Raw genomic sequence first — 15,484 nt, forward strand, 5'->3', positions numbered from 1 at the left:
CACAGGCCCTTCGAGGAGACCACTCCATGAGCCTCAGTGCTTCGCAACGCCTCATTCACCGGCTGGCGCCCTGGGCGTTACCCGTTCTGCTGCTGGCGGTCTGGCAGCTGTCGGTCAGCGCCGGCTGGTTATCCACGCGCATTTTGCCTGCCCCCAGCGCGGTTATCGAAGCGGGCGTGACGCTGGTTTCCAGCGGTGAAATCTGGACACACCTGGCCATCAGCGGTTGGCGTGCAGGTCTGGGTTTTGTGATCGGCGGCGGTATCGGTCTTGCGCTGGGCTTCATCACCGGCCTGAGCAAGTGGGGCGAACGCCTGCTGGACAGCTCGGTGCAGATGATCCGCAACGTGCCGCACCTTGCGCTCATCCCGCTGGTGATCCTGTGGTTCGGCATCGATGAAACCGCCAAGATATTTCTGGTGGCGCTGGGCACGCTGTTCCCGATCTACCTGAACACCTATCACGGTATTCGCAACATCGACCCGGCGCTGGTGGAAATGTCGCGCAGCTATGGCCTGTCCGGCTTCAGCCTGTTTCGCCATGTGATCCTGCCAGGCGCCATGCCTTCGATTCTGGTCGGCGTGCGCTTCGCGCTGGGCTTCATGTGGCTGACGTTGATCGTGGCTGAAACCATCTCGGCCAGCTCCGGCATTGGCTATCTGGCGATGAACGCCCGTGAGTTTCTGCAAACCGACATCGTGGTGCTGGCCATCGTGCTGTACGCCGTGCTCGGCAAACTCGCGGATCTGGCGGCGCGGGGGCTGGAACGGGTCTGCCTGCGCTGGCACCCGGCCTATCAAGTCAGCAAAGGCGGTGCCGCATGAGCAATCTGAAACAACAACCGGCACACCTGCTGCGCGGCATTCCACTGGCGATTCAGAACATCAAGAAGGCGTTCGGCTCGCGTGAAGTGCTCAAGGACATCGACCTGCACATTCCGGCCGGGCAATTCGTGGCCGTCGTCGGTCGCAGCGGCTGCGGCAAAAGCACCTTGCTGCGCCTGCTGGCCGGGCTCGACAGCCCGACTCAAGGCGCGCTGCTTGCAGGCTCCGCACCGCTTGGCGATGCCCGCGAAGACACGCGCCTGATGTTCCAGGAAGCACGTCTGCTGCCGTGGAAAAAGATCATCGACAACGTCGGCCTTGGCCTGACGGGCGATTGGCGCGGACAGGCGCTCGAAGCGTTGGATGCAGTCGGTCTGGCTGAGCGCGCCAATGAATGGCCCGCCGCCTTGTCCGGTGGTCAGAAGCAGCGCGTCGCTCTGGCACGGGCCTTGATTCACAAGCCCCGCCTTCTGCTGCTCGACGAACCGCTGGGTGCGCTGGATGCGTTGACGCGCATCGAAATGCAGCAACTGATCGAAAAACTCTGGCACCAGCATGGCTTCACTGTGCTGCTGGTGACGCACGATGTCAGCGAAGCCGTTGCCATTGCCGACCGCGTGATCCTGATCGAAGAAGGCCGTATCGGCCTCGACCTGCTGGTCGATCTGCCACGTCCTCGAGCGCGAGGCTCGCATCGTCTCGCGGCGCTTGAAACCCAAGTCCTCAATCAGGTGCTGGCCATTCCCGGCTCGCCGCCTGAGCCTGAACCTTCTTCACCCTTGCCCACGCAACTGCGTTGGGCTACTTAACTCCGATCACCCAAAGGAAGACCTGCCATGACTATCAAAGCCATCAACGTTCGCAACCAGTTCAAGGGCACCATCAAGGAAATCGTCCACGGCGACGTGTTGTCCGAAATCGATGTACAGACCGCTTCCGGCGTCGTGACGTCGGTGATCACCACCCGCTCGGTCAAGGAACTGGAACTGGTCGTGGGCAGCGAAGTGATTGCCTTCGTCAAATCCACCGAGGTGTCGATCGCCAAACTGTGAACAGGCGTAAACACCCGACCCCGAACGGTGAAGACCCTTCGGGGTTTTATCATTGTGCTCAGCAGTTTGAGCTATTTATCGACGTCCTCTCGCCCCGCTTGCAAGGCAAACGAGTAGGGACGGGGCAATGCTCAGGAAGGCAGTGTAAATCGGGCCACAACGGGGCGATAGATATCTACATTGCCGCCTACCAGCAATGCTCCATCTTCCTGTAGCTTCAGTGAAGTAACTCGATCCTGTTGCCCCATTCCTGACTTGGCCCATCCAGAGTCGGTAAAAGACGTATCCGCAGAGCCATCAGGCAGCCGGCGTGCGATAAATCCCGCACCGTTATTGGGGCCCTGCCAAAAACCACCGCCGATAATGAGCCGATTGAGCGAATCAATTTCGATGTCGTACAGCAGGGTTGCCGAATCACTGATTGTACAGAACAGTGGACGGCCGCCATTGAATTGACTGTCTGGAAGTGCATCCGCGTTCAGTTTGAATAAGGCTCCCTGATAGCGCGTTGAACCAGTCGGGGACGCATTGCCAAAGCCCCAGTAGCCGCCATCGTTATCAGGCCGTAGATTGACGATATGACGCACTGTCGCGTCTTCATCTGCTGCGGGATCGAACATCAAGTAGCCCGCTGCGCCATAGCCGGTGTCAACTGAGCCATCTGCATTCAGACGAGCGATGAAGCCTGTTTCACCCTCAGCAGGCTCCTGCATTGATCCCCATATGAGAAGTTTGCCGTCCTTCAATGTCAGTTGATTTCTCAAGGCTACAAGCCCAACGGGTGATGCATGCTTGATGGTGGTGACGCCTCCCTGTCCGAATGATGCGTCCAGCGCTCCTTGAACGGTGTATTTCAGCACATAGGCATCGGGGAGGTTTTGAAGGGTCGCGCAGACGATAACGCTTGAATCTGCCTGATGTTTTGAAATGCACGCAGCCGCATGTTGAGACATGGCGGCGTGAAGAACACCTGCTTCCTGTTCGACGCGCGGATCGGGTCTGACTGGCTTGCTTCCAGAGCCCGCTTTTCCTTGGGATTCCAAGGGCAGGTATTGAACAATAAACCCGTTGTGATTACCGCCGAACGTTGTATCCAGTTTGCCAGATCCGGCAATGCGTGCCAGACCCAGTGCATTGGCTCCATGAGACACAGGACACAACAGATCTTTTTCATCTGGCAACCTGATGACCTGATTGAAAGTCCAGGCAAAGTTCGACGCATCAAATTCCGGCACTGCATAGCCTGAATCTCCGTACGACACGTCCAGTTCTCCAGTGTCAGAAAGGCAGTTGAGGCCGCAGCGAGAGTTGTCGGCAACGCATGAAATGATTTTTCCGTCCGCGCGTTGTTCGACTGTATGCACGACGCCGGTCTCCAGAACATTCAGTCTGGCTATACCACCTTCACCGAACGCAGTGTCCAGCACGGGGCCTGTAGATTGCTTGTCTTGATGGTTCATGATGTTCCCTCATCATAAAGAGTGGTTGTATTGACGTGGTCATCCATGGTTTTTGAAAGACATTGCCTTCGCCAGGCAATCATCGAAACGCCACGCTGTCCAGTGTGCGCCTCTTGATCTTGCGCGAAGCGGCGGTTGGTCGACTTGAGCAGCCGGGCTAGCAGTTTTGTCAGGTATTGCTCCTGCCCGTTTTGCAGGATGCCGGGATCTGTTCCTTCCGGCTGGCTATACGTAGAACTCTCTGCGCACGGAGTGCCCTGCTGGTATCGCTACGACGCGCTGAATTGCATCGTCGTCAGAAGTGCCTTCCTGAGTTGATGGGCTGTGGATGATCTGCCAATGGCAACCAGGATCGTTGTCAGCCAATCACTGGAACACTTCTTTTCACCAGAAAAGGCGGCAGATACAACCCCACATACGCATCAAACACCCGCATCCCTTCCACCGCCATGCGCGGCGTGATCTCGCCGTGCAGTTGCACCGAACGGGCGTACACGCGGTCGCCCAGTTCCATGGCCAGAGCGAACACATCCACGTCATCCGGCAGCGCGGGCAGGTGGAAGTGGCGGTTGAACACGTCGAGCATCAGGTGGCCCAGTTCGATGTCGTGCTGGCGGTCGGCCTGGTTGATTTCGGTCAGACCGTGTTGGGCCAGGATCAACTGACGGGCTGCGGCGTCGGCATTGTAGATGTCCAGCATGCGCATCTCGACCACGCGGGACAGGTCGCGCCAGCTGTCGAGCGAATCATGTTCAATGGGTGCCTGCAGGGAGGCCCGGAACGCCGCGTGAATGTCTGCCGTCAGCGCTTCAAGCAGAGCAGGCACGCTGGCGAAGAAGTGATAGACCGACGACGGAGGAATACCTGCGCGCTCCGCCACGCTGTAGATCGACAGGCTGGCCACGCCTTCCGACGCCAGCAGCGTGCGTGCCGCGTCCAGAATCGAGTCGATTCTGGCCTGGCTGCGTGCTCGGGGTTTGCGCGGGGCGACAGTGCGGGTCATGACGAGGCTCTCGGTTGAACGAGCGCTATTGTAAGACAAACCCGTCACGGCTGTCGGCAAGCGAAGCGGCTTGCAGCTAGTAACCCTGGCCGCGATCCACCTGTCCGTTCATGACCTCGCCGCGTTCGAAGCGCCGAATATTGTCCAGCAGTCCGGGAAATGCGCTTTCCGGCTGGGTCATGGCCGCAACGTGCGGTGTCAGCAGGATATTCGGATGCGTCCAGAACGGGTGATCCGCAGGCGCGGGCTCCTGTTGCATCACGTCCAGTACCGCCGCGCTGAGCTGGCCGCTGTCCAGCGCCGCCAGCAGATCGTTTTCCACCAGATGCCCACCGCGCCCCATGTTGATCAGCGCAGCGCCTTGCGGCAGTTGCTCGAACAGCGTGCGATTGAGGATGCCTTCGGTTTGCCCGGTCAACGGCAGCACGCACAGCAGAATGTCGCATTGGCCCAGAAAGGCCGGGAGCTGTTCTTCACCGGCATGGCATTTCACGCCCTCGATGTGATGCTCGCTTCGTGCCCAGCCTGACAGCTCGAAACCGAATGGCTTGAGGCTCGACAGAATCTGCTGCGCCTGCAGGCCCAGCCCCATGACACCCACTCGACGTTTATGAGCAGGGGTCAATGGATGCGATTTCCAGCGTCCTTCTACCTGTTGTTGCCGATAGCGCAGCATGTCGCGGTGCAGACTCAGTACCGCAAACGTCGCGTATTCGCACATGCCCCGGCTGATGCCCGGATCGAGCAGGCGCGCGACCGGCAGCGATTTCGGGATGCGGCTCAGGTCCAGTTGATCGACCCCTGCCGACAGGGCGAACAACACCTTCAGGTTTGGCAGTACTTCCTGCAGATCATCCGGTGCCAGCCAGGCGCCCAGATAATGAACGTCCTCGGGGTTACCGATGTTCGGCCATTCCCGCCATTCGATGTCTGGCGCGTGCTCGGCGAACAGCACTCGCCAGCGTTCGGCGCGTGCAGGATCGGCTTTGTAGAGAAAGGCGGGCATGGGCTTTTCCTGAGGATTAGAGGGGGTCTCCATCTTGCCGCAACGGTGAAGCACGATCTGTTGAAAGGCCCGTCCTCAAGCGCTGTGCGCGCTGAAAAAGAGCGTTTTGCGGCAGATTAACCGGGCCTTCGAGACCGTGAAGGAATCTGCCGTTTGCGACGTGAAAAACAGTCGATATGGACTTCTGAGGGGCCAAGTTCGGCGTAGATCGTTTCGCCGAACGCTTAACCTGAACAGCATCGCAGCCACCCGCCGGTTGCCTGGCTCACTATAGGTAAAACCATGAACAGCAAAGTCGACGAAACACCTCATCTGCTCCGTCAGCGCGATCAGTTCGTGCCGCGCGGCATTGTCACGGCCCACCCGCTGGTCATCGACCGTGCGCAGGGTTCCGAGATGTGGGACGTCGACGGCAAACGTTACCTGGACTTCGTGGGTGGCATCGGCGTATTGAACATCGGTCACAATCACCCGAACGTCGTGAAGGCCATTCAGGGTCAGTTGGAAAAAGTGACCCATGCCTGTTTTCAGGTGGCGTCCTACCAGCCTTATGTGGATCTGGCCAAGCGTTTGAGCCTACTGGTCGCAGGTCAGAGCGGCATCGATCACAAGGCCGTGTTCTTCACGTCCGGTGCCGAAGCGGTGGAAAACGCGGTGAAGATCGCCCGCGCTCACACCAATCGCCCGGCGATCATCTCATTCCGAGGCGGCTTTCACGGTCGCACGCTGCTCGGCACCACGCTGACCGGCATGAGCCAGCCTTACAAGCAGAACTTCGGGCCGATGGCGCCCGAAGTGTTTCACACCCCTTATCCGAATGAGTACCGCGGTGTCACCAGCGAAATGGCGTTGGCTGCGCTGCATGAATTGCTGGCGACCCAGGTTGCGCCTGACCGCGTGGCGGCCATTCTCATCGAGCCTGTGCAGGGCGACGGTGGTTTTCTGACCGCGCCGGTCGAGTTTCTGAAGGCGCTGCGGGCGCTGACCGAGCAGCACGGCATCGTGTTGATTCTGGACGAAATCCAGACCGGTTTCGGTCGTACCGGCAAGTGGTTCGGTTTCGAGCACGCCGGGATCCAGCCGGATCTGGTCACTGTCGCCAAGAGCCTGGCGGGCGGCATGCCTTTGTCGGGTGTGGTCGGTCGCGCCGAGATCATGGACGCACCGCTTCCGGGCGGTCTGGGCGGCACCTACGGCGGTAATGCGCTGTCTTGCGCCGCCGCATTGGCAGTCATCGACACCTATGAACAGGAACATCTGCTGGCGCGTGGCGAGCAACTGGGTCAGCACCTGCGTGCCGGACTGCTCAAGCTGAAAGAGCGTTACAGCTGCATCGGCGACGTGCGCGGCACCGGTTTCATGCTGGCCATGGAAATGGTCAAGGATGACGCCCAGCGTAGCCCCGACGCTGACCTCAACTCGAAGATCATCGATCAGGCACGCATCGGCGGACTGCTGGTGATCAAGTGCGGCGTGTACCGCAACGTGTTGCGCTTCCTGGCACCGCTGGTGACCACCGAGCAGCAGATTGACGAAGCACTGACCATCCTCGACGCCGCGCTGGCACGAGTATTGAAATCCAACTGAGCCCAGGCCCGGTCATGACGTTGCAAGACGCTGCGACCGGGCGCCGTGGTTCACTGTTGGAAAGGAGACGTTGCCTGCCATGGGGCTTATTGATTACCGCGCACTGCTGATCGATTGTGATGAAGTTCTGGTGGATCGCGACTCCGGGGTGTGGACCGCCTTGCAGCCGCTGCTGGACAACGCCATGTCCGCGCCGGACCGCGATGCTGTGCTGACCGAATTCAACGCGGTCATCGCCACGCTCTATCCACGTTTTGACGAACTGGGTTTCAGTGGCCTGTTGTGTTTTGCCCATCGCCAGCTGGCCGAGCGGCTGGGCATCAAGACCAGTTGGGAGGAGGGCATGAGCTTCGCCCGTTCGGTACCCAACTGGACGCTGTTCGAAGACGCACCCGGCGCCATGCTCTATCTGCGCAAGTTCTACCGACTGCTGGTCTACGCCGACCGTGATCTTCAGGACCGGGCTTTGCTCTGCGAGCGGCTGGGGCTTGAGCCCGACAGTCTGCTGTCACTGACGACTCACCCTTTGGACGATCCGCAATGGCTTGCCGGGATGGACCTGGACCCTGCCGAAACCCTGGTGGTGTCGCGCCCGCCCGCCACCGCGTTGGGCAGCGGCGGTCTCTGTCTGATCCGCAGAAGCCGTGCGCAACACAGCCAGCCATGTCCGGCAGACATCTGTATCAACAGCATGGCCGATCTGGTCGCTCAGCATCAGCTGTCCTTACGGCGCTGATTTTGCTAGAAGGTAGGCACTGTGAACGGCACAACACGAGGTAGGTAATGGAAGGCTTGGTCAAACTGGATCGGATTGATATCAATATCCTGGTAGAACTCCAGAAAGACGGGCGCATGACCAACGTCAGCCTTGCCGACGCCGTCGGGCTTTCCGCGAGCCCCTGCCTGCAACGCGTCAAGCGCCTGGAGTCGGCGGGTTACATCTCCAGCTACAAGGCGCACCTGAATCTCGCAAAAATCACCGAGTCGGTCACGGTGTTCACGGAAATCTCCCTCAGCGATCACAAGCGCGAAGACTTCGCCAAGTTCGAAGCCAACATTCGCCACGTGGACGAAGTGCTGGAGTGTCACTTGATCAGCGGCGGCTACGACTATCTGGTGCGCTTCATGACCCGCAGCATCCAGCACTATCAGGAAGTGATCGAAGAGCTGCTGGACAAGAACATCGGCATCTCCAAATACTTCAGCTACATCGTCATCAAATCCCCGGTCATGAAAGACGGCGTGCCGTTGCGCAAACTGCTGCGCCACTGACAACCGACCCACAAAAAAAGGAGACCCGAAGGTCTCCTTTTTCAATGCAGCAGGGCTATCAGAACAGAACGCGGCTGCGGATGGTGCCTTTGATGTGCTGCAGCTTCTCTTGCGCCAGATCCGAGTATTCGGCGTCGACGTCGATCACCACGTAACCGACTTTCTCGTTGGTCTGCAGGAACTGACCGGAGATGTTGATGCCGTTCTCGGCGAAGACCTTGTTGATCTCGCTGAGCACGCCCGGGATGTTTTCGTGGATGTGCAGCAGGCGGTGCTTGCCAGGATGAGCGGGCAGTGCCACTTCGGGGAAGTTGACCGAGGACACCGAGGTGCCGTTGTCGCTGTACTTGACCAGCTTTTCTGCCACTTCCAGACCGATGTTGGCCTGCGCTTCGGCAGTGGAACCACCGATGTGCGGGGTCAGAATCACGTTGTCCAGGCCACGCAGCGGGCTTTCGAAGATGTCGTCGTTCGAGCGCGGCTCGACCGGGAATACGTCGATGGCCGCGCCGATCAGGTGCTTGTCCTTGATCGCGTCAGCGAGGGCGTCCAGTTCGACCACGGTGCCGCGTGCCGCGTTGATCAGGATCGCGCCTTTCTTCATGGCACGGATTTCCTTCTCGCCGATCATCCACTGGGTGGACGGCAGCTCAGGCACGTGCAGGGAAACGATGTCGGCCAGACCCAGCAGTTCGTTCAGGCTGGTGACCTGGGTTGCGTTGCCCAGTGGCAGCTTGGTCAGCGGGTCGAAGAAGAACACCTGCATGCCCAGGCTTTCAGCCAGAACCGACAACTGCGTACCGATCGAGCCGTAGCCGATGATGCCCAGCTTCTTGCCACGGATTTCGAACGAGTTGGCAGCGCTCTTGATCCAGCCACCACGGTGGCAGGACGCATTCTTCTCGGGAATGCCGCGCAGCAGCAGGATGGCCTCGGCCAGTACCAGTTCGGCAACCGAACGGGTATTGGAGTACGGCGCGTTGAACACTGCGATACCGCGTTCACGGGCAGCGCCCAGGTCAACCTGGTTGGTGCCGATGCAGAAGCAGCCGACCGCGACCAGTTTCTTGGCGCAATCGAACATTTCTTCGGTCAGTTGGGTGCGGGAGCGGATACCGATGAAATGAGCGTCGGCGATCTTTTCCTTCAGCTCGGCTTCCGGCAGAGACTTGGTGTGGTACTCGATGCTGGTGTAACCGGCTGCCTTGAGGACGTCGACGGCGGATTGATGGACGCCTTCGAGAAGAAGGAACTTGATCTTGCTCTTGTCGAGGGAAGTCTTGCTCATCTGCGTAAACCTGTGTCCCGGAGAAAATTGGCAGGGGGTGGCCGAAACGGCGTCAGGCGCTGTTCACGGGGGGCGTATGCTAGCATAAGCCCCCCGCGAAACCCCATTCTTGAACGTGAACCGTTCTCAGGATGCCCATGAATTGTTCGAGAGTTGAGTCCATGACCCATCCCGCTTTGATTGATGAGCTCAAGACCCTGGTTGACCCCGGCAAAGTGCTGATCGACGAGGATTCCCTGCAGACTTACGGCAAGGACTGGACCAAACAATTCACCCCGGCCCCGCTGGCCATCGTGTTTCCCAAGACCATCGAACAGGTGCAGGCCATCGTGCGCTGGGCCAACGAGCGTCTGGTCGCGCTGGTGCCTTCGGGCGGCAGAACCGGTCTCTCGGCCGCTGCGGTGGCGGCCAATGGCGAGGTGGTGGTTTCGTTCGACTACATGAACCGGATTCTGGACCTCAACCTGACGGATCGCACGGCCGTCTGCCAGCCGGGCGTGATCACCCGGCAATTGCAGACGACGGCTGAAGAAAACGGGCTGTATTACCCGGTCGACTTCGCCTCGTCAGGCTCCAGCCAGATTGGCGGCAACATCGGCACCAATGCGGGCGGGATCAAGGTCATTCGCTACGGCATGACCCGCAACTGGGTCGCGGGCCTCAAGGTCGTGACCGGCAAGGGCGATCTGCTGGAGCTGAACAAGGATCTGATCAAGAACGCCACCGGTTACGATCTTCGCCAGTTGTTCATCGGCGCCGAGGGCACGCTGGGGTTCGTGGTCGAAGCCACCATGCGTCTGGACCGTGCCCCGCGAAACCTGACCGCCATGGTGCTCGGCACCACCGACTTCAATTCGATCATGCCGGTGCTGCACGCCTTCCACGGCAAGCTCGACCTGACGGCCTTTGAATTCTTCTCCGACAAATCCTTCGCCCGGGTCATGGCGCGGGGTGACGTGCCTTCGCCGTTCGATACGCCATGTCCGTTCTACGTGCTGCTGGAATTCGAAGCCACCACCGAGGACCTGGCCAACCAGGCGCTGGCGACCTTCGAACACTGCGTCGAACAGGGCTGGGTGCTGGATGGCGTGATGAGCCAGAGCGAGCAGCAGTTGCGCAATCTGTGGAAGCTGCGCGAGTACATCTCCGAAACCATCTCGCACTTCACGCCCTACAAGAACGACATCTCTGTCACTGTCTCGAAAGTGCCACAGTTTCTGGCTGAAATTGACGCCATTGTTGGCGAACACTACCCCGACTTCGATGTGCTCTGGTATGGCCATATCGGCGACGGCAACCTGCACCTGAATATCCTCAAGCCGGAAAACCTCGACAAGGACGAGTTCTTCATCAAATGCGCCCGCGTCAACAAGTGGGTGTTCGAGACGGTCGAGAAATACAACGGCTCGATTTCCGCCGAGCACGGCGTGGGTATGACCAAGCGCGATTATCTGACCTACAGTCGCTCGCCGGTCGAAATCGAGTACATGAAAGCCATGAAAGCGATCTTCGATCCGAACGGCATCATGAACCCCGGCAAGATATTCGCTGTTTGACGACTGTCGTAACGTTTCACAACGCGTTATAAAACCTTATAAAAACCGCCTTTATCAGACTCAGGAGACGTCATGAGCTACCAGCACAAATATGTCGATGGAACGAATATCCACTTTCCGCTGGGCAAAGTGGTGTGTATCGGTCGCAATTACGCTGAGCACGCCAAAGAGCTGGGCAACCCGGTTCCTACCGAGCCGTTGATCTTCATGAAGCCGGGCAGCGCCGTGGTTGCGCTGGAAGGCGGTTTCACCATTCCGGCCGACCGTGGTTCGGTGCATTACGAAGCCGAAATCGTTGTGCTGATCGGCAAGCCGCTGACCAAAAATCCTTCCCGTGAAGAAGTGCTGGACGCCATCGCTGGTTTTGCACCAGGCCTGGACCTGACCCTGCGTGACGTGCAGTCGCGTCTGCGTGAGAAGGGCCTGCCGTGGGAACTGGCCAAGTGCTTCGACGGGGCTGCGGTCATCGCACCGTTCGTGCCGGCCGAGACCTTTCCGGACCTGACCGACATCGGCATTCGCCTGACTATCAACGGCAAGGTCGTTCAGGACGGCAACAGCAGCCTGATGCTCAACCCGATCGTGCCGATGATCCAGCACATGGCGGCCAACTTCTCCCTGCAGGCCGGCGATATCATCATGACCGGCACGCCAGCGGGCGTGGGGCCATTCGAAGCTGGCGATGAGATCGTCCTTGAACTGGGCGGTCAGACGCCGTTCGAGAGCGTCGTTCGCTAAGCGTTTCGAAAACCGCTCACCAAAGGCCATCCGTGATCAACGTCCGGGTGGCTTTTGTTTGTCCCCTGGGTAATAGTTCATTCCGATTTGCGTTTTTTTCACACCTGTTCTGGATAATCCTGCCGGCCCTTCAAGGGCGATAAGCCCTGTCGACGTTACCTCTGCTCGGGAACACCTTGAATGCCCCTTCCTGCCCAAACATTGCCTGCCTCCAAGAAACGCTTTGCCTTCATTCGGAGCCTGCGCTGGTATTCGTGGCTGTTGCTGGCGGTCATCATGGGCTACGGCCTGGCCTTTGCGATGCACTGGGATGATCGTGCGGTGCTCTGGGTTCAGGAAAGTTTCGAGAACAAGGCGGGCCGCAGCGCAAGCATCTGGTTGCCGGACTACCATGTAGAGATCGATGCCAAAGCGTTGCCCGGCATGGAAACGGACGAGGCGTCGGACCTGTCTTATAACCCGATCACCAAGACCCTGTTCGCCGTTATGGGCAAGAACGCCTTTCTGGTCGAGCTGACGCTTACGGGTGATGTGCTGCGCAAGATCCCGCTGGTCGGCTGGAGCAATCCAGAGGGCGTGGCAGTGATGAACGACGGACTGATCGCCATCACCGACGAGCGTCAGCATCAACTGACCATCGTCAAGGTCACGGCAGAGACCACGACGCTGAACATCGAGGACTTCCCGAAATACGATCTGGGCAAATCCGACAACCAGAACAAGGGTTTCGAAGGCATCGCCTGGGATCCGCGTCGCCAACAGTTGATTCTGGGCGAAGAACGGCCCGCAGCGCTGTTTACCTGGGCAAGCGACGGCAGTGACGTACTCAAGGGCGATAAGCAGAAACTGCCAAGCCGTTCGCTGGACATGCGCAACCTGTCGTCGTTGAGTATCGACCCGCGCACCGGTCACATGCTGGCGCTGTCGGCGGACTCGCATCTGCTGCTGGAAGTGGACGAGCAGGGCGAACAGGTCAGCTTCATGACCTTGCTGGGTGGCATGAATGGCCTGAAAGAAACGATTCCGCGTGCTGAAGGCGTTGCGCTGGATGAGGCAGGAACGTTGTACATGGTGAGCGAACCGAACCTGTTCTATTCGTTTCGCAAGCACTGAGCCAGGACGGCGACACATACTTGGTAAAAAAGTAGCACTACGCCATTAAGCTTGTTTTCAGAATGGCGTGCTATCAATGCCGCCCGCTCAACCTTTTCGAGTCACCCCAATGCGTCGCTCTACCCGCTCTTTGCTCCTGCTTGTCATCCTCGTGCCGTTGATCGTCGTGCTGTTTTCCATCGCCAACCAGCGATACCGTTTCGTGGAGCGTGCTCAGTTCGATTGGCAGATGTTCTGGCAGTCCGATTCGCAGGAAGCCATTGGTCTTGATCAATACCGCGCCGTGATCGAAGGGCAGGTTATCGACGGGCTGACAGACGATGTTTCGGGCCTGAGCTACGATCCTGATCGCAAAAGTCTGTTCACGGTGACCAACCAGAACGCCGAAATGGTCGAGCTTAGCCTTGATGGGCGCATCCTGCGACGCATCAAGTTGATCGGTTTCGGTGATGCGGAAGCCGTCGAGTACATCAGTCCTGGCGTGTACGTGATCAGCGACGAGCGCCAGCAGCGCTTGATCAAGGTGCACATCGATGACAGCACCCAGTCGGTGGATGCGGCCAATGCCGAACAACTGACGCTGGGGCTCAACGCGGGCGGCAACAAGGGCTATGAAGGTCTGGCCTATGACCGGCACCGTGAGCGTCTGTTTGTCGCCCGCGAGCGTGATCCGGTGCAGATCATCGAGGTGCGCGGCTTCCCCAAGACGAATGCAGACGGCCCAAGCAATCTTCAGGTGATTTCCGACAGCAAACGCGATGCCGGTCTGTTCGTGCGCGATCTTTCCAGCCTGCAGTTCGATCAGAACAGCGGTCACCTGCTGGCACTTTCCGATGAGTCCAGGCAGATCGTCGAACTGGATATCGATGGTCGTCCGATTGGCAGCAGCTCGCTGAAGAAGGGGCAGATGGGCCTGAGCAAGACCGTGCCCCAGGCCGAAGGCGTGGCCATGGACGACGATGAAGTGCTGTATCTGGTGAGCGAGCCGAACCTGTTCTATGTGTTTCGCAAGCCATAACCCTGCGAAACGTTAGCCAGTTGAAACAAAAGTGCCCACGCAAGGTGGGCACTTCTTCAAGCCGTGACACTTAGCGGGTCAGGGTTTTCACGCCTTCAGCCGTGCCCAGCAACAGCAGATCAGCCGGACGTGCAGCGAACAGGCCGTTGGTGACCACGCCGACGATGGCGTTGATCTGTGCTTCCAGCTCCACCGGATTGGTGATGCTCATGTTGTGCACATCGAGAATGATGTTGCCGTTGTCGGTCAGCACGCCTTCACGGTAGACCGGGTCGCCGCCCAGCTTGACCAGTTGGCGCGCCACATGGCTGCGCGCCATCGGGATGACTTCAACCGGCAGCGGGAAAGCGCCCAGCACGGGCACCAGCTTGCTGCCGTCTGCGATGCAGATGAAGGTCTTGGCGACAGCCGCCACGATCTTCTCGCGGGTCAGGGCTGCGCCGCCGCCCTTGATCAGGTTCAGGTGCTCGTCGCTCTCGTCCGCGCCGTCGATGTAGAACTCCAGATCGCTGACCGTGTTGAGCTCATACACCGGAATGCCGTGGCCCTTGAGGCGCGCAGCGGTGGCTTCGGAGCTGGCGACGGCGCCGTCGAAGGCGGCCTTGTGTTTGGCCAGCGCGTCGATGAAGCAGTTGGCCGTGGAGCCGGTGCCGACGCCCACAATGCTCTTGTCGTCGAGCTTCGGAAGGATGAAATCGACAGCTGCCTGGGCGACTGCCTGTTTGAGTTGATCCTGGGTCATGCGGGCTCCACGGTGCCAGAGGTGTGCAAAAGGGCCCGCATTATAGCGGCGAGCGCGGCGTAAAGCCCCGTCATTCGTATGGTCGTGCATCGGACTGCGGGGTAGACTTGCCGGTCTTGCCCTTTCCGCCAGTGATGTCGTCCCGATGCTTGAACAGTACGTCAAGAAAATCCTCACTTCCCGCGTCTACGACGTCGCCATCGAGACGCCGCTGCACGGCGCCCGTCAACTCTCCGAACGGCTCGGCAATCAGGTGCTGCTCAAGCGCGAAGACCTGCAGCCGGTGTTCTCGTTCAAGATTCGTGGCGCTTACAACAAGCTGGCGCAACTGACCGCTGAAGACGCGGCGCGTGGTGTGGTCACGGCCTCGGCGGGCAACCATGCGCAAGGGCTGGCGCTGGCGGCGCGGGAGCTGGGCATCAAGGCGACGATCGTGATGCCGCGCACCACGCCTGAAATCAAGGTCGAAGGCGTGCGCTCCCGCGGGGCGACCGTGGTGCTGCATGGCGATTCGTTTCCCGAAGCGCTGGCGTATTCGCTGAAGCTGGTCGACGAGCAGGGTTTTGTGTACATCCATCCCTATGACGACCCCGACACCATTGCCGGTCAAGGCACGGTGGCCATGGAAATCCTGCGTCAGCAGCCGGGCCTACTGGACGCGATCTTCGTGCCGGTGGGCGGCGGTGGACTGATCGCGGGGATTGCGGCCTACGTGAAGTATTTGCGGCCCGAGATCAAGGTGATCGGCGTCGAACCGGACGATTCCAACTGCCTGCAAGCCGCCATGGCCGCAGGTGAGCGCGTGGTGCTCAGTCAGGTCGGGCT

The 15,484-nt window shown here is 59.4% G+C and carries 16 protein-coding genes; 11 read left to right on the forward strand and 5 right to left on the reverse strand.

Going from position 1 to position 15,484, the window contains the following annotated elements:
• Window positions 1-26: 26 nt before the first annotated feature.
• The 3 genes from ssuC to AO065_RS18085 are packed head-to-tail and all read left to right on the forward strand — an operon-like array spanning window position 27 to window position 1,876.
• Window positions 27-824 carry an aliphatic sulfonate ABC transporter permease SsuC gene (gene ssuC, locus AO065_RS18075; RefSeq protein ID WP_004882835.1) on the forward strand — a complete coding sequence of 266 codons (798 nt, stop codon included), beginning with the start codon at window positions 27-29 and terminating at the stop codon, window positions 822-824.
• Window positions 821-1,633, forward strand: a complete 813-nt coding sequence (ssuB, locus tag AO065_RS18080) for an aliphatic sulfonates ABC transporter ATP-binding protein (protein WP_004882834.1) — start codon at window positions 821-823, stop codon at window positions 1,631-1,633. Before ssuC ends, ssuB begins: the two co-directional genes overlap by 4 nt.
• Before the next feature lie 27 nt (window positions 1,634-1,660).
• The gene (locus tag AO065_RS18085; RefSeq protein WP_002555770.1) at window positions 1,661-1,876 is read left to right on the forward strand and encodes a TOBE domain-containing protein; all 216 of its coding nucleotides are present in this window, start codon (window positions 1,661-1,663) and stop codon (window positions 1,874-1,876) included.
• 131 nt (window positions 1,877-2,007) lie between these two features.
• Here the strand turns inward: AO065_RS18085 and AO065_RS18090 are convergent, their stop codons facing one another.
• The 3 genes from AO065_RS18090 to AO065_RS18100 form a co-directional block, all read right to left on the reverse strand.
• Window positions 2,008-3,336: a delta-60 repeat domain-containing protein gene (locus AO065_RS18090; protein WP_004882833.1), complete on the reverse strand. Its 1,329-nt coding sequence runs from the start codon at window positions 3,334-3,336 to the stop codon at window positions 2,008-2,010.
• A gap of 358 nt (window positions 3,337-3,694) precedes the next feature.
• Window positions 3,695-4,339, reverse strand: coding sequence for a TetR/AcrR family transcriptional regulator (locus AO065_RS18095; RefSeq protein ID WP_004882832.1), 645 nt, complete (start codon window positions 4,337-4,339; stop codon window positions 3,695-3,697).
• 76 nt (window positions 4,340-4,415) lie between these two features.
• Window positions 4,416-5,345 carry a 2-hydroxyacid dehydrogenase gene (locus AO065_RS18100; protein ID WP_004882831.1) on the reverse strand — a complete coding sequence of 310 codons (930 nt, stop codon included), beginning with the start codon at window positions 5,343-5,345 and terminating at the stop codon, window positions 4,416-4,418.
• A gap of 282 nt (window positions 5,346-5,627) precedes the next feature.
• Here AO065_RS18100 and gabT point away from each other — a divergent pair, with 282 nt between their 5' ends.
• From gabT to AO065_RS18115, 3 genes are all read left to right on the forward strand, one after another.
• On the forward strand, window positions 5,628-6,932 hold the full coding sequence (gene gabT, locus AO065_RS18105; RefSeq protein WP_004882830.1) for a 4-aminobutyrate--2-oxoglutarate transaminase: 1,305 nt from the start codon (window positions 5,628-5,630) through the stop codon (window positions 6,930-6,932).
• Window positions 6,933-7,011: 79 nt separating this feature from the next.
• Window positions 7,012-7,668 (forward strand): HAD family hydrolase, encoded by a 657-nt coding sequence (locus AO065_RS18110; protein WP_004882829.1) that lies wholly within the window; start codon window positions 7,012-7,014, stop codon window positions 7,666-7,668.
• A 47-nt stretch (window positions 7,669-7,715) separates the two neighbouring features.
• The gene (locus AO065_RS18115) at window positions 7,716-8,204 is read left to right on the forward strand and encodes an Lrp/AsnC family transcriptional regulator (protein ID WP_002555947.1); all 489 of its coding nucleotides are present in this window, start codon (window positions 7,716-7,718) and stop codon (window positions 8,202-8,204) included.
• 58 nt (window positions 8,205-8,262) lie between these two features.
• Here AO065_RS18115 and serA read toward each other — a convergent pair whose 3' ends face one another.
• Window positions 8,263-9,492 carry a phosphoglycerate dehydrogenase gene (gene serA, locus AO065_RS18120; RefSeq protein WP_004882828.1) on the reverse strand — a complete coding sequence of 410 codons (1,230 nt, stop codon included), beginning with the start codon at window positions 9,490-9,492 and terminating at the stop codon, window positions 8,263-8,265.
• A 161-nt stretch (window positions 9,493-9,653) separates the two neighbouring features.
• Here serA and AO065_RS18125 point away from each other — a divergent pair, with 161 nt between their 5' ends.
• From AO065_RS18125 to AO065_RS18140, 4 genes are all read left to right on the forward strand, one after another.
• Window positions 9,654-11,048 (forward strand): FAD-binding oxidoreductase, encoded by a 1,395-nt coding sequence (locus tag AO065_RS18125; protein ID WP_004882827.1) that lies wholly within the window; start codon window positions 9,654-9,656, stop codon window positions 11,046-11,048.
• 72 nt (window positions 11,049-11,120) lie between these two features.
• Window positions 11,121-11,786, forward strand: coding sequence for a fumarylacetoacetate hydrolase family protein (locus AO065_RS18130; protein ID WP_004882826.1), 666 nt, complete (start codon window positions 11,121-11,123; stop codon window positions 11,784-11,786).
• Between the two features lie 180 nt (window positions 11,787-11,966).
• Window positions 11,967-12,899, forward strand: a complete 933-nt coding sequence (locus tag AO065_RS18135) for an SdiA-regulated domain-containing protein (RefSeq protein ID WP_004882825.1) — start codon at window positions 11,967-11,969, stop codon at window positions 12,897-12,899.
• A 109-nt stretch (window positions 12,900-13,008) separates the two neighbouring features.
• The gene (locus tag AO065_RS18140) at window positions 13,009-13,917 is read left to right on the forward strand and encodes an SdiA-regulated domain-containing protein (protein ID WP_004882824.1); all 909 of its coding nucleotides are present in this window, start codon (window positions 13,009-13,011) and stop codon (window positions 13,915-13,917) included.
• A 70-nt stretch (window positions 13,918-13,987) separates the two neighbouring features.
• On the opposite strand, the gene rpiA is transcribed toward AO065_RS18140, so the two are convergent.
• A complete protein-coding gene (gene rpiA / locus AO065_RS18145; protein ID WP_004882823.1) occupies window positions 13,988-14,659 on the reverse strand; it encodes a ribose-5-phosphate isomerase RpiA in 672 nt (223 codons plus the stop codon).
• Between the two features lie 145 nt (window positions 14,660-14,804).
• Here rpiA and AO065_RS18150 point away from each other — a divergent pair.
• Window positions 14,805-15,484: pyridoxal-phosphate dependent enzyme (locus AO065_RS18150; RefSeq protein ID WP_155737750.1), on the forward strand; the 680-nt coding region annotated here is incomplete at its 3' end.

Origin of the sequence: Pseudomonas viridiflava (assembly GCF_001642795.1) — a bacterium.
GTDB classification, from domain to species: domain Bacteria; phylum Pseudomonadota; class Gammaproteobacteria; order Pseudomonadales; family Pseudomonadaceae; genus Aquipseudomonas; species Aquipseudomonas viridiflava.

Bases quoted from the DNA above. Each gene is read 5' to 3' on its own strand.
- ssuC (WP_004882835.1), top strand. From the start codon at position 27: ATGAGCCTCAGTGCTTCGCAACGCCTCATTCACCGGCTGGCGCCCTGG.
- ssuB (WP_004882834.1), top strand. From the start codon at position 821: ATGAGCAATCTGAAACAACAACCGGCACACCTGCTGCGCGGCATTCCA.
- AO065_RS18085 (WP_002555770.1), top strand. From the start codon at position 1,661: ATGACTATCAAAGCCATCAACGTTCGCAACCAGTTCAAGGGCACCATC.
- AO065_RS18090 (WP_004882833.1), bottom strand. From the start codon at position 3,336: ATGAACCATCAAGACAAGCAATCTACAGGCCCCGTGCTGGACACTGCG.
- AO065_RS18095 (WP_004882832.1), bottom strand. From the start codon at position 4,339: ATGACCCGCACTGTCGCCCCGCGCAAACCCCGAGCACGCAGCCAGGCC.
- AO065_RS18100 (WP_004882831.1), bottom strand. From the start codon at position 5,345: ATGCCCGCCTTTCTCTACAAAGCCGATCCTGCACGCGCCGAACGCTGG.
- gabT (WP_004882830.1), top strand. From the start codon at position 5,628: ATGAACAGCAAAGTCGACGAAACACCTCATCTGCTCCGTCAGCGCGAT.
- AO065_RS18110 (WP_004882829.1), top strand. From the start codon at position 7,012: ATGGGGCTTATTGATTACCGCGCACTGCTGATCGATTGTGATGAAGTT.
- AO065_RS18115 (WP_002555947.1), top strand. From the start codon at position 7,716: ATGGAAGGCTTGGTCAAACTGGATCGGATTGATATCAATATCCTGGTA.
- serA (WP_004882828.1), bottom strand. From the start codon at position 9,492: ATGAGCAAGACTTCCCTCGACAAGAGCAAGATCAAGTTCCTTCTTCTC.
- AO065_RS18125 (WP_004882827.1), top strand. From the start codon at position 9,654: ATGACCCATCCCGCTTTGATTGATGAGCTCAAGACCCTGGTTGACCCC.
- AO065_RS18130 (WP_004882826.1), top strand. From the start codon at position 11,121: ATGAGCTACCAGCACAAATATGTCGATGGAACGAATATCCACTTTCCG.
- AO065_RS18135 (WP_004882825.1), top strand. From the start codon at position 11,967: ATGCCCCTTCCTGCCCAAACATTGCCTGCCTCCAAGAAACGCTTTGCC.
- AO065_RS18140 (WP_004882824.1), top strand. From the start codon at position 13,009: ATGCGTCGCTCTACCCGCTCTTTGCTCCTGCTTGTCATCCTCGTGCCG.
- rpiA (WP_004882823.1), bottom strand. From the start codon at position 14,659: ATGACCCAGGATCAACTCAAACAGGCAGTCGCCCAGGCAGCTGTCGAT.